This window comes from Spiroplasma poulsonii, assembly GCF_009866525.1.
Classification (GTDB): domain Bacteria; phylum Bacillota_I; class Bacilli_A; order Mycoplasmatales; family Mycoplasmataceae; genus Spiroplasma; species Spiroplasma poulsonii.
On sequence record NZ_CM020866.1, the window covers coordinates 194,571 to 207,275 of the forward strand.

18 protein-coding genes and 3 pseudogenes are annotated in these 12,705 nt (G+C 25.2%); 12 read left to right on the forward strand and 9 right to left on the reverse strand.

Translation table 4 applies throughout. The annotated features are described in order from the left end of the window. The first annotated feature begins 60 nt into the window (after nt 1-60). The 6 genes and pseudogenes from MSROBK_RS12285 (at nt 61) to tyrS (MSROBK_RS12290) (ending at nt 4,431) form a co-directional block, all read left to right on the forward strand. A pseudogene (locus MSROBK_RS12285) lies at nt 61-1,085 on the forward strand (nicotinate phosphoribosyltransferase). A 240-nt stretch (nt 1,086-1,325) separates the two neighbouring features. Then, nucleotides 1,326-1,772, forward strand: a complete 447-nt coding sequence (locus tag MSROBK_RS11315; protein WP_227991326.1) for a hypothetical protein — start codon at nt 1,326-1,328, stop codon at nt 1,770-1,772. Continuing rightward, entirely contained in the window at nt 1,757-2,224 is a 468-nt protein-coding gene (locus MSROBK_RS11320; protein WP_227991328.1) for a hypothetical protein, read from the forward strand. Before MSROBK_RS11315 ends, MSROBK_RS11320 begins: the two co-directional genes overlap by 16 nt. A gap of 56 nt (nt 2,225-2,280) precedes the next feature. Further along, nucleotides 2,281-2,634 (forward strand): hypothetical protein, encoded by a 354-nt coding sequence (locus MSROBK_RS01040; protein ID WP_040092637.1) that lies wholly within the window; start codon nt 2,281-2,283, stop codon nt 2,632-2,634. A 144-nt stretch (nt 2,635-2,778) separates the two neighbouring features. After that, on the forward strand, nt 2,779-3,168 hold the full coding sequence (locus MSROBK_RS01045) for a hypothetical protein (RefSeq protein WP_227991329.1): 390 nt from the start codon (nt 2,779-2,781) through the stop codon (nt 3,166-3,168). Between the two features lie 8 nt (nt 3,169-3,176). Then, nucleotides 3,177-4,431 (forward strand): annotated as a pseudogene (gene tyrS / locus MSROBK_RS12290) (tyrosine--tRNA ligase). A gap of 59 nt (nt 4,432-4,490) precedes the next feature. On the opposite strand, the gene MSROBK_RS01055 reads toward tyrS (MSROBK_RS12290), so the two are convergent. Beyond that, nucleotides 4,491-4,736 carry a hypothetical protein gene (locus MSROBK_RS01055; RefSeq protein ID WP_040092631.1) on the reverse strand — a complete coding sequence of 82 codons (246 nt, stop codon included), beginning with the start codon at nt 4,734-4,736 and terminating at the stop codon, nt 4,491-4,493. A gap of 500 nt (nt 4,737-5,236) precedes the next feature. Here MSROBK_RS01055 and MSROBK_RS12605 point away from each other — a divergent pair, with 500 nt between their 5' ends. From MSROBK_RS12605 to MSROBK_RS12615, 3 genes and pseudogenes are all read left to right on the forward strand, one after another. Then, complete coding sequence (locus tag MSROBK_RS12605) at nt 5,237-5,689, forward strand: IS5 family transposase (protein ID WP_040092630.1); 453 nt, start codon at nt 5,237-5,239, stop codon at nt 5,687-5,689. Beyond that, nucleotides 5,674-5,844: a transposase gene (locus MSROBK_RS12610; RefSeq protein WP_438944476.1), complete on the forward strand. Its 171-nt coding sequence runs from the start codon at nt 5,674-5,676 to the stop codon at nt 5,842-5,844. Before MSROBK_RS12605 ends, MSROBK_RS12610 begins: the two co-directional genes overlap by 16 nt. Nucleotides 5,845-5,867: 23 nt before the next feature. Next, a pseudogene (locus tag MSROBK_RS12615) lies at nt 5,868-6,068 on the forward strand (transposase family protein); the annotation flags it as partial. A 60-nt stretch (nt 6,069-6,128) separates the two neighbouring features. Here MSROBK_RS12615 and MSROBK_RS01065 read toward each other — a convergent pair. The 4 genes from MSROBK_RS01065 to MSROBK_RS01075 form a co-directional block, all read right to left on the reverse strand. Beyond that, nucleotides 6,129-6,317, reverse strand: coding sequence for a hypothetical protein (locus MSROBK_RS01065; RefSeq protein WP_159373204.1), 189 nt, complete (start codon nt 6,315-6,317; stop codon nt 6,129-6,131). 221 nt (nt 6,318-6,538) lie between these two features. Then, the gene (locus MSROBK_RS12620) at nt 6,539-6,937 is read right to left on the reverse strand and encodes a transposase family protein (protein ID WP_242441474.1); all 399 of its coding nucleotides are present in this window, start codon (nt 6,935-6,937) and stop codon (nt 6,539-6,541) included. Beyond that, a complete protein-coding gene (locus tag MSROBK_RS12625; protein ID WP_040092446.1) occupies nt 6,922-7,374 on the reverse strand; it encodes an IS5 family transposase in 453 nt (150 codons plus the stop codon). The genes MSROBK_RS12620 and MSROBK_RS12625 overlap by 16 nt, the downstream gene beginning before the upstream one ends. A 26-nt stretch (nt 7,375-7,400) precedes the next feature. Beyond that, nucleotides 7,401-7,649 carry a hypothetical protein gene (locus tag MSROBK_RS01075; RefSeq protein WP_159373206.1) on the reverse strand — a complete coding sequence of 83 codons (249 nt, stop codon included), beginning with the start codon at nt 7,647-7,649 and terminating at the stop codon, nt 7,401-7,403. A 303-nt stretch (nt 7,650-7,952) separates the two neighbouring features. On the opposite strand from MSROBK_RS01075, the gene MSROBK_RS12630 reads away from it, so the two are divergent. Continuing rightward, nucleotides 7,953-8,405: an IS5 family transposase gene (locus tag MSROBK_RS12630; protein ID WP_040092626.1), complete on the forward strand. Its 453-nt coding sequence runs from the start codon at nt 7,953-7,955 to the stop codon at nt 8,403-8,405. Continuing rightward, nucleotides 8,390-8,788 (forward strand): transposase family protein, encoded by a 399-nt coding sequence (locus MSROBK_RS12635; protein ID WP_242441474.1) that lies wholly within the window; start codon nt 8,390-8,392, stop codon nt 8,786-8,788. The genes MSROBK_RS12630 and MSROBK_RS12635 overlap by 16 nt, the downstream gene beginning before the upstream one ends. A 473-nt stretch (nt 8,789-9,261) precedes the next feature. Here the strand turns inward: MSROBK_RS12635 and MSROBK_RS12640 are convergent, their stop codons facing one another. Further along, complete coding sequence (locus MSROBK_RS12640) at nt 9,262-9,660, reverse strand: transposase family protein (RefSeq protein ID WP_416375434.1); 399 nt, start codon at nt 9,658-9,660, stop codon at nt 9,262-9,264. Then, nucleotides 9,645-10,097, reverse strand: coding sequence for an IS5 family transposase (locus MSROBK_RS12645; protein WP_040092630.1), 453 nt, complete (start codon nt 10,095-10,097; stop codon nt 9,645-9,647). The genes MSROBK_RS12640 and MSROBK_RS12645 overlap by 16 nt, the downstream gene beginning before the upstream one ends. Before the next feature lie 501 nt (nt 10,098-10,598). Here MSROBK_RS12645 and MSROBK_RS01090 point away from each other — a divergent pair. After that, entirely contained in the window at nt 10,599-10,844 is a 246-nt protein-coding gene (locus MSROBK_RS01090) for a hypothetical protein (RefSeq protein WP_040092631.1), read from the forward strand. Nucleotides 10,845-10,903: 59 nt separating this feature from the next. Here MSROBK_RS01090 and tyrS (MSROBK_RS01095) read toward each other — a convergent pair whose 3' ends face one another. Further along, nucleotides 10,904-12,154, reverse strand: a complete 1,251-nt coding sequence (gene tyrS / locus MSROBK_RS01095; RefSeq protein WP_040092633.1) for a tyrosine--tRNA ligase — start codon at nt 12,152-12,154, stop codon at nt 10,904-10,906. Nucleotides 12,155-12,197: 43 nt separating this feature from the next. Beyond that, a complete protein-coding gene (locus MSROBK_RS01100; protein ID WP_040092635.1) occupies nt 12,198-12,704 on the reverse strand; it encodes a hypothetical protein in 507 nt (168 codons plus the stop codon). Between the last annotated feature and the right edge of the window lies 1 nt (nt 12,705).

Genomic DNA, 12,705 nt, shown 5'->3' on the forward strand with positions numbered 1-12,705 from the left:
TTGTGTTATTATCACCAAAACAATATCATCTTGGAAGTAGTTTTTGAAAGGAATATTATAATGAGCAAAATTAAAGCAGGATATTATAGTGCCGTTTATTTTTTAAAAACAGCTAATATTTTAAAAAATGAGAAACCAAGTGATATCGTAACAATGCAATTTTTTTCAGCGTGAAGAAAATGTTATTTTAGCAGGGGTTAATGAATGTATCGAATTATTAAAAACAGAAGCTTTTAATCCAGAAACACTTGAAATTACTGCTTTGACTGATGGTGACGTAATTCAACCAAATGAACCTGTGTTAAAAAGTTGCTGGACATTATTATCAATTTGGTCATTTAGAAGGAATTATTGATGGTATTTTAGCGCGACAAACTAGTATTGCCACTAATTGCCATCGAATTTTACAAGTAGCAAATAACAAGCCAGTTATCTATATGAATGATCGTAGTGATTATTATTATAACCAAGAAAATGATGGTTATGCTGCTAAGGTTGGAGGCATTACCAATTTTGTAACAACAGCTCAAGTAGCAAAACTAGCTGGTAATTATGAACCAATGGGAACGGTGCCGCATGCTTTAATTCAAGCATTTAATGGTGACTTAATTGCTGCATTACATGCTTACCAACGTTTTTATCCAACCGATAAATTAGTAGCCTTAGTTGATTATAATAATGATGTTATACCGATACTTTAAAAGTTGCTAGTGAATTTCCAAATTTATATGCGGTTCGTGTTGATACATCGCAAGCTTTGGTTGATAAAAATTTTCTTGGAAAAGAAAAACAATACTCCGTTGATGAAATTAGGGGGGTCAATAAACATTTAGTTTGGGCCCTGCGACAAGCGTTAAATCAGCAAGGTTATGATTATGTTAAAATTATTGTTTTCTTCAGGATTTAATGTTCAAAAAATTATTGAATTTGAGACGGAAGGGGTGCCAGTAGATATCTATGGGGTTGGTCAATCTTTAGCAAAAATTAATATTGGTTTTACTGGTGATGCTGTACAATTAAATGGTATTGATCAAGCCAAAGTTGGTCGTCATAACATTATTTCAAATCGACTAGTTAAAAAGTAAGAAATGTTTTATAATATTAGGTAAATAAAGGGGGTTTTCATGATGAGTGAAAATAAAAACCAAAAAATCGAATCCTATTATAATCATGATGATGCTTATCCTCATCTAAAACGTGAACAAAAGCACAGCAACAACAAGAAGAAATACCAGAAACAACTAGTGTTGAGCATCAGGTTGAGAAAAAGCCTCCTTTAAATCCAATAGGAGAAGTTATTTCACCTTTGTATGGGAAAAAACTTGATGGAGCTAATGAATTTAAAACACACAATAAGTAGTTATGAAGATAATTTACATGATGAACTCGAAAATGCTGCTTCAAATTCAATTAATGAAATTATTGAACAAAAAATTGTTGAGAAAAAAGCTGAATTAGCAAAAATTTATGTTGTGGAAGAAAAAATTTCAGATGCTGAAAAGGCTAATGTTGAACAATATTTTAAAAAATATGATCCATTGACAGATAGCAACAAAATTAAATCAACTTTAAAAAATCGCAATAAATTATCAGAACAAGCAGCTCAAACAGTGTCATTTTTATTTAAACAACGTAAAAATGGGGAAAATATTTTTGGGGAGCGAACAAATGAATTAACGTTAGAATTAGAACAAATTAAAGAGAAATTAGTAACCCAAAACCACGCCATCAAGTTGATGAATATGAACAAACAGCATTGTTTGAAGGAATAGAAGAACAAAAACTAATTAATGAACAAATTCGCCAAGCGATTGCAAAAGCCAATCAAATTGATGATAATTTTTCCGAGGATATGCCATTAGATCAACGCCGTCGTTTAATTCAACAGAACTCAACTAAAGCGGGAGCAGTTAGATTTAAAACATCACTTAATTTACAAGAAAGTAATGTAAACAATCAATTTTTGCGTCGTTCAAAACCAATTGCACAGTATCATAAAAACTTGCATGATTTGCGAAAAGAAGATTCCGATTCAGAAACAAAACATGTTAATGACTATTATACTAAACGCAATCCATATTTATCACGGATGTTAGAAATGGAAGAACGAACTACGCGAGAAGCTGAGGAAAAACGCAAAGAACGAATTAAAACCCAAATTAATGAAAGTAAAAATTTTGATAAAGATGAGAAAAATAAGGATTTTTATTTTGATATTAAATAAAATAAGTTATAATGTAAAAGTAATATTTAATTTGATTAGAAAAAAGGGTGGAAAAAATGATATATATCTTAGCAACTAGTGACGATTTATTAATTTCACAAACAATTTTAATTATTGTTTTATTATTTTTAGCAATTGTATTTTGTTGTTATGGAATTATTGCTGCACGGAAAGTTGCAATTGCTGCTAAGAAATTTGATTATTTTGTTGAAGACTTAACTTATAAATCAGAAATGTTAAACTCGACTGTTGATACAGTTGTTAAAGTTTCAAATTATATTGATGTTTTTGAAGCTTTTGCGAAACGGAATGTTAAAGCATGAGTAAAAGTTATTGCCCGTAATAAAGATATTGCTTATCGAATTGTTGATAAATTAAAAGATTTTGCTAATTCTGATGAGAAGGAATAATTATGGCTTTTAAATTTGTTAAAACATTAGCAATTATGGTAGCGGGGATGCTTATTGCCCCTAAAAAAGGATCAGAATTACGCCAAGATTTTATTAATTTAGTTAAAAAATATAATCCACAATTGAAAAAAATGGTTAATAAAATTGAAATTGTGTGAAAAATCACAAGGAATTGAATCAGACGAAGTAGCAGCTGATATTGAATTACGAATCAAAGATGTTAAGGGTGCGGTAGAAATTTTAGATTCTGCTTCAACAAAAGAAATGGCTTATAAAGCATTAAAGAAAATTGATGTTGGGACAGTAAAATTAATTAAAGCTGCCGCAAAATCACCAAATGTTCGTGCTGTTGCGAAAGACTTAGCTAAAATAACAGTTTCTGCTATTGATGCGGGAATTAAAGTAACAGAAGATCTGAAAAAAACATCAGCGTCAATTTCAGAAAAAATTATTGAAGAGGAAAAACCTAATCAACTTAAAAAATCGCAAAAGTCGATAAAGAATAACTCTAACAATTTAGAGTTTTTTAAATAGTAGAGGAAATAAAAGATGGTAAAAGATTTATAGAAGAATTAAAATGACGAGGTCTATTAAAACAAGTAACTAATGAGACAAAATTATTAAAAGCTCAAACTTTAAAAAAAGGGGTTTATTGTGGTTTTGATCCGACAGGTGATTCATTACATGTTGGGCATTTAATTCAAATCATGTTATTAAAACGGTTTGAAATGTTTGGTTTTCAACCAATTGCAATTATTGGTGGCGGAACTGGAATGATTGGTGACCCAAGTGGTAAGAAAGCAGAACGTGTATTATTAAATGATGAGACAATTATGTACAATGTCCAAGCAATAAGTAAACAAATGCAACAATTAATTGGAAAAAATGTCCGAATGGTTAATAATACTGATTGATTACAAAAAATGACTTTAATTGATTTTTTACGAACTGTTGGAAAAGATTTTAATATTAGTTATTTGTTGGCAAAAGAAAATATCGCGACAAGAATTGAAGTTGGTTTATCGTATACTGAGTTTGCTTATACTTTATTACAAGCATATGATTTTTATCAATTATATGTTAATTATGATTGTGCTGTTCAAACCGGAGGAAGTGACCAATGAGGAAATATTACTTCAGGGACAGACTATATTCATAAACAAATTGGCGAAGATAATTTAGCTTGTGGTTTAACAATGAACTTATTAACAAAGCTGATGGGACAAAATTTGGAAAAACAGAATCAGGAGCCGTTTGGTTAGATCCAAAAAAAACATCACCATATGAATTTTACCAATTTTTCTTTAATCAAGATGATCAAGAAACCGGGAAATTATTACGTTATTTGACAATGTTAACAGAAGCAGAAATTATTGCAATTGAAAAAGAACACCAAAAAGAACCAGCAAAGCGAATTGCACAAAAAAAATTAGCTGAAGCAGTAACATTATTTGTGCATCAAGCAGACGGTTTGAAAACAGCACAAATTGTGAGTGAAGCATTATTTAATGGTAATTTGCACCAGTTATCAGATCAACAGTTGGATCAGTTACAAACTAGTTTACCGTTTTTTTCATTATCAACTTTTGATTTATCAATTCTTGATTTATTAGTTCAAGCAGAAATCGTTTCATCAAACGAGAAGGGCGGGAGTTTTTAACACAAGGAGCAATCACCGTGAATGGCATTGTTATTAATGAAGAAACATGGACTGTTACAAAAGATAAATTTTTATTTAATAAATACTTAATTGTTCGTCGTGGAAAACGAAAATATCATTTAATTTCTTGTGAATAGTTGAGTATTTAAAATTAAAAAAACACACTTTTATAAGTGTGTTTTTTTATGGTGCAAAATTATTTTAATTCAACGGTTTTACTTTTGATAGATTTCTTTTTATTTTTAACATAAAGACGAGTATAATAAACCACTTGGATTAACAATACAACAAAGATATTAATAAATGCAAATAAACGACAATGTCAAGGTGTTTGTGGTAATGCTAAAACAGCAATTAACATTGCTAAAGCATAAGCATTTAATATTCCTCAGATTGTAATTTTATGTCATAACTTTAATTTTCTTTTCTCAGTTTTTTTCATATTTAGAACCTTTCTGGTATGTTTGACCATTTATATCTGTGTAAAATACACTTAGTATTATTTTAACTTAAAAATCTAAAATTATGTCTTTTATTCTTTAATTTTTAAATTATTTTTCTTAATTTAATTAAATTTAGTTTTTATTTGCTTAAAATAAAAACTAAATAATTGTGCATTATAATGAGATTTTTTCTCATTTTTAATTATACAATTTAGTTATTTGGAAGAAAATTTAAAAGCAATCGGTTGTAATTATCTTAAATTAATAAATAAAAAATAATACATTTAGTATTATTTATTAATTAGAATTTCCTTTTTTACTCAATTCTAATTCATTTTAGCTTTTTCATATATTTCGATAATTGCTTTATGGCGTAAATATTCTTCTTCTGAAATATTTTGGATGACACGTTCTTTAATTTCATCTTCAATAGACTTCTTGCGATACCCTTTTTTATTAAAATATTATTATAAAATATAATTTATGAGGACATAAAAATATGAACAATAATAAATTTAATACTCTTAATGATAGAGAATGGTTAAGATTAACAGGAATAAAAAAATCCACTTTTAATAAAATGTTAGATATTTTAAAAGTTGCTGAAATAGAAAAATTTAAAAAAGGTGGTAAAACTAATAAATTATCATTAGAAAATAGATTATTGATGACTTTATTATATTGACGAGAATATCCGACTTATTTTCATCTTGGTAAAAGTTTTGATATTAGTGAGGCTAATTGTTATCGTAATATTAAGTGAATTGAAGATATTTTAATTAAAAACTCTGATTTTCAACAACTTGCTGGTAAAAAAGCACTAATAAATGATTATTTTAATGATAAAACTATTATTATTGATGCTACCGAAACTCCAATCCAACGCCCAAAAAAAGACAAAAACAATCTTATTCTGGTAAAAAGAAAAAACACACGATCAAAACACAAGTAATTATCGAACAAGAAACCAAAAAAATTATTGCAACAAGTTTTTCGCTCGGAAAAAAACATGATTATGCTTTATTTAAAGAATCAAAAATCCCAATTTTAAAAAATACCAAATTAATAGTTGATAGTGGTTATCAGGAATACAAAAAATCACAATAATGTTCTAATACCTACAAAGAAAACAAGAAAAACCCTTTAAACAAGAACAAAAGCAATATAATAGACTAGTTTCAAAAATGAGAATTATTATTGAAAATATTTTTGCTATTCTTAAAAAATTTAAAATTATTACAGAAAAATATCGTAATCGAAGAAAAAGATTTGGTTTAAGATTTAATTTAATTGCCTCAATTTATAATTTACAATTATTATATTTAACATAAAATATTTATTTAAAATTAAATAATTTAAATAATAAATTAATTTTTCGTTGTGGAAAAATATTAAATTTTTAAATAAAAAACATAATTAATTAAAATATATTTTTCTATTAGTATCTTTTTTACAAATATTTGCAATTTTTTAACAAGTAATGCAAGAAGTCTAATAAATAAAAATATATATTTATTTAATGTGTTAATTGCTTTTTCAATTTCTTCGTTTGTTGCAACATAATCAGAAATTAAATTCAAATTTTTTCTCAGTTTAAATTATTAACAAAATCTAAAATAACCGTGGATTTTCTTTAATAGACTTCTTGCATTACTTGTTAAAAAATTGCAAATATTTGTAAAAAAGATACTAATAGAAAAATATAATTTTAATTAATTATGTTTTTTATTTAAAAATTTAATATTTTTCCACAACGAAAAATTAATTTATTATTTAAATTATTTAATTTTAAATAAATATTTTATGTTAAATATAATAATTGTAAATTATAAATTGAGGCAATTAAATTAAATCTTAAACCAAATCTTTTTCTTCGATTACGATATTTTTCTGTAATAATTTTAAATTTTTTAAGAATAGCAAAAATATTTTCAATAATAATTCTCATTTTTGAAACTAGTCTATTATATTGCTTTTGTTCTTTGTTTAAAGGGTTTTTCTTTGTTTTCTTTGTAGGTATTAGAACATTATTGTGATTTTTTTGTATTCCTTGATAACCACTATCAACTATTAATTTGGTATTTTTTAAAATTGGGATTTTTGATTCTTTAAATAAAGCATAATCATGTTTTTTTCCGAGCGAAAAACTTGTTGCAATAATTTTTTTGGTTTCTTGTTCGATAATTACTTGTGTTTTGATCGTGTGTTTTTTCTTTTTACCAGAATAAGATTGTTTTTGTCTTTTTTTGGGCGTTGGATTGGAGTTTCGGTAGCATCAATAATAATAGTTTTATCATTAAAATAATCATTTATTAGTGCTTTTTTACCAGCAAGTTGTTGAAAATCAGAGTTTTTAATTAAAATATCTTCAATTCACTTAATATTACGATAACAATTAGCCTCACTAATATCAAAACTTTTACCAAGATGAAAATAAGTCTGATATTCTCGTCAATATAATAAAGTCATCAATAATCTATTTTCTAATGATAATTTATTAGTTTTACCACCTTTTTTAAATTTTTCTATTTCAGCAACTTTTAAAATATCTAACATTTTATTAAAAGTGGATTTTTTTATTCCTGTTAATCTTAACCATTCTCTATCATTAAGAGTATTAAATTTATTATTGTTCATATTTTTATGTCCTCATAAATTATATTTTATAATAATATTTTAATAAAAAATGGTATCGCAAGAAGTCTATTTAATAAAAAATAAAAACTAATTTGAATTACAACTAAAAAACAATTGCCAAGGTTTTTTTTAACTTTTATTTTTAAAACAGAAAGATTAGTAATATATGAAGCAAGATAAAGAACCGCAAAAAAAACTAAGATTTTAACAATAAAAAGTAATAATGCTAAATCAAGATATTTAAACCCCAAAAGTGTAGAAATTAATTTGTCCATTTTTATACCTTGTCTTTTTCAAATTCTTTCCGGCATTTTTTATTATTATATATATTTATTTACAAAAATGCAAAAAATTTTTTTAAAAAAATAAATGTTATAATTAAAATGCAGTTGATAATTTAAAAAATTATTAACATTAAAAGGATTCAGGAGGTATAAAAAATAAATGTTACCAGAAAAAATTGATATTTTTATTGACGAACATATTGATAAACCTTTATCAGAATATATTAGACTTCTTGCGATACCCTTTTTTATTAAAATATTATTATAAAATATAATTTATGAGGACATAAAAATATGAACAATAATAAATTTAATACTCTTAATGATAGAGAATGGTTAAGATTAACAGGAATAAAAAAATCCACTTTTAATAAAATGTTAGATATTTTAAAAGTTGCTGAAATAGAAAAATTTAAAAAAGGTGGTAAAACTAATAAATTATCATTAGAAAATAGATTATTGATGACTTTATTATATTGACGAGAATATCAGACTTATTTTCATCTTGGTAAAAGTTTTGATATTAGTGAGGCTAATTGTTATCGTAATATTAAGTGAATTGAAGATATTTTAATTAAAAACTCTGATTTTCAACAACTCGCTGGTAAAAAAGCACTAATAAATGATTATTTTAATGATAAAACTATTATTATTGATGCTACCGAAACTCCATTCCAACGCCCAAAAAAAGACAAAAACAATCTTATTCTGGTAAAAAGAAAAAACACACGATCAAAACACAAGTAATTATCGAACAAGAAACCAAAAAAATTATTGCAACAAGTTTTTCGCTCGGAAAAAAACATGATTATGCTTTATTTAAAGAATCAAAAATCCCAATTTTAAAAAATACCAAATTAATAGTTGATAGTGGTTATCAAGGAATACAAAAAAATCACAATAATGTTCTAATACCTACAAAGAAAACAAAGAAAAACCCTTTAAACAAAGAACAAAAGCAATATAATAGACTAGTTTCAAAAATGAGAATTATTATTGAAAATATTTTTGCTATTCTTAAAAAATTTAAAATTATTACAGAAAAATATCGTAATCGAAGAAAAAGATTTGGTTTAAGATTTAATTTAATTGCCTCAATTTATAATTTACAATTATTATATTTAACATAAAATATTTATTTAAAATTAAATAATTTAAATAATAAATTAATTTTTCGTTGTGGAAAAATATTAAATTTTTAAATAAAAAACATAATTAATTAAAATTATATTTTTCTATTAGTATCTTTTTTACAAATATTTGCAATTTTTTAACAAGTAATGCAAGAAGTCTATTAAAGAAAATCCACGGTTTATTTTAGAGTTTGTTAATAATTTAAACTGAGAAGAAAAATTTGAATTAATTTCTGATTATGTTGCAACAAACGAAGAAATTGAAAAAGCAATTAACACATTAAATAAATATATATTTTTATTTATTAGACTTCTTGCATTACTTGTTAAAAAATTGCAAATATTTGTAAAAAAGATACTAATAGAAAAATATAATTTTAATTAATTATGTTTTTTATTTAAAAATTTAATATTTTTCCACAACGAAAAATTAATTTATTATTTAAATTATTTAATTTTAAATAAATATTTTATGTTAAATATAATAATTGTAAATTATAAATTGAGGCAATTAAATTAAATCTTAAACCAAATCTTTTTCTTCGATTACGATATTTTTCTGTAATAATTTTAAATTTTTTAAGAATAGCAAAAATATTTTCAATAATAATTCTCATTTTTGAAACTAGTCTATTATATTGCTTTTGTTCTTTGTTTAAAGGGTTTTTCTTTGTTTTCTTTGTAGGTATTAGAACATTATTGTGATTTTTTTGTATTCCTCGATAACCACTATCAACTATTAATTTGGTATTTTTTAAAATTGGGATTTTTGATTCTTTAAATAAAGCATAATCATGTTTTTTTCCGAGCGAAAAACTTGTTGCAATAATTTTTTTGGTTTCTTGTTCGATAATTACTTGTGTTTTGATCGTGTGTTTTTTCTTTTTACCAGAATAAGATTGTTTTTGTCTTTTTTTGGGCGTTGGATTGGAGTTTCGGTAGCATCAATAATAATAGTTTTATCATTAAAATAATCATTTATTAGTGCTTTTTTACCAGCAAGTTGTTGAAAATCAGAGTTTTTAATTAAAATATCTTCAATTCACTTAATATTACGATAACAATTAGCCTCACTAATATCAAAACTTTTACCAAGATGAAAATAAGTCGGATATTCTCGTCAATATAATAAAGTCATCAATAATCTATTTTCTAATGATAATTTATTAGTTTTACCACCTTTTTTAAATTTTTCTATTTCAGCAACTTTTAAAATATCTAACATTTTATTAAAAGTGGATTTTTTTATTCCTGTTAATCTTAACCATTCTCTATCATTAAGAGTATTAAATTTATTATTGTTCATATTTTTATGTCCTCATAAATTATATTTTATAATAATATTTTAATAAAAAAGGGTATCGCAAGAAGTCTATTGAAGATGAAATTAAAGAACGTGTCATCCAAAATATTTCAGAAGAAGAATATTTACGCCATAAAGCAATTATCGAAATATATGAAAAAGCTAAAAATGAATTAGAATTGAGTAAAAAAGGAAATTCTAATTAATAAATAATACTAAATGTATTATTTTTTATTTATTAATTTAAGATAATTACAACCGATTGCTTTTAAATTTTCTTCCAAATAACTAAATTGTATAATTAAAAATGAGAAAAAATCTCATTATAATGCACAATTATTTAGTTTTTATTTTAAGCAAATAAAAACTAAATTTAATTAAATTAAGAAAAATAATTTAAAAATTAAAGAATAAAAGACATAATTTTAGATTTTTAAGTTAAAATAATACTAAGTGTATTTTACACAGATATAAATGGTCAAACATACCAGAAAGGTTCTAAATATGAAAAAAACTGAGAAAAGAAAATTAAAGTTATGACATAAAATTACAATCTGAGGAATATTAAATGCTTATGCTTTAGCAATGTTAATTGCTGTTTTAGCATTACCACAAACACCTTGACATTGTCGTTTATTTGCATTTATTAATATCTTTGTTGTATTGTTAATCCAAGTGGTTTATTATACTCGTCTTTATGTTAAAAATAAAAAGAAATCTATCAAAAGTAAAACCGTTGAATTAAAATAATTTTGCACCATAAAAAAACACACTTATAAAAGTGTGTTTTTTTAATTTTAAATACTCAACTATTCACAAGAAATTAAATGATATTTTCGTTTTCCACGACGAACAATTAAGTATTTATTAAATAAAAATTTATCTTTTGTAACAGTCCATGTTTCTTCATTAATAACAATGCCATTCACGGTGATTGCTCCTTGTGTTAAAAACTCCCGCCCTTCTCGTTTTGATGAAACGATTTCTGCTTGAACTAATAAATCAAGAATTGATAAATCAAAAGTTGATAATGAAAAAAACGGTAAACTAGTTTGTAACTGATCCAACTGTTGATCTGATAACTGGTGCAAATTACCATTAAATAATGCTTCACTCACAATTTGTGCTGTTTTCAAACCGTCTGCTTGATGCACAAATAATGTTACTGCTTCAGCTAATTTTTTTTGTGCAATTCGCTTTGCTGGTTCTTTTTGGTGTTCTTTTTCAATTGCAATAATTTCTGCTTCTGTTAACATTGTCAAATAACGTAATAATTTCCCGGTTTCTTGATCATCTTGATTAAAGAAAAATTGGTAAAATTCATATGGTGATGTTTTTTTTGGATCTAACCAAACGGCTCCTGATTCTGTTTTTCCAAATTTTGTCCCATCAGCTTTTGTTAATAAGTTCATTGTTAAACCACAAGCTAAATTATCTTCGCCAATTTGTTTATGAATATAGTCTGTCCCTGAAGTAATATTTCCTCATTGGTCACTTCCTCCGGTTTGAACAGCACAATCATAATTAACATATAATTGATAAAAATCATATGCTTGTAATAAAGTATAAGCAAACTCAGTATACGATAAACCAACTTCAATTCTTGTCGCGATATTTTCTTTTGCCAACAAATAACTAATATTAAAATCTTTTCCAACAGTTCGTAAAAAATCAATTAAAGTCATTTTTTGTAATCAATCAGTATTATTAACCATTCGGACATTTTTTCCAATTAATTGTTGCATTTGTTTACTTATTGCTTGGACATTGTACATAATTGTCTCATCATTTAATAATACACGTTCTGCTTTCTTACCACTTGGGTCACCAATCATTCCAGTTCCGCCACCAATAATTGCAATTGGTTGAAAACCAAACATTTCAAACCGTTTTAATAACATGATTTGAATTAAATGCCCAACATGTAATGAATCACCTGTCGGATCAAAACCACAATAAACCCCTTTTTTTAAAGTTTGAGCTTTTAATAATTTTGTCTCATTAGTTACTTGTTTTAATAGACCTCGTCATTTTAATTCTTCTATAATATCTTTTACCATCTTTTATTTCCTCTACTATTTAAAAAACTCTAAATTGTTAGAGTTATTCTTTATCGACTTTTGCGATTTTTTTAAGTTGATTAGGTTTTTCCTCTTCAATAATTTTTTCTGAAATTGACGCTGATGTTTTTTTCAGATCTTCTGTTACTTTAATTCCCGCATCAATAGCAGAAACTGTTATTTTAGCTAAGTCTTTCGCAACAGCACGAACATTTGGTGATTTTGCGGCAGCTTTAATTAATTTTACTGTCCCAACATCAATTTTCTTTAATGCTTTATAAGCCATTTCTTTTGTTGAAGCAGAATCTAAAATTTCTACCGCACCCTTAACATCTTTGATTCGTAATTCAATATCAGCTGCTACTTCGTCTGATTCAATTCCTTGTGATTTTTCTCACACAATTTCAATTTTATTAACCATTTTTTTCAATTGTGGATTATATTTTTTAACTAAATTAATAAAATCTTGGCGTAATTCTGATCCTTTTTTAGGGGCAATAAGCATCCCCGCTACCATAATTGCTAATGTTTTAACAAATTTAAAAGCCATA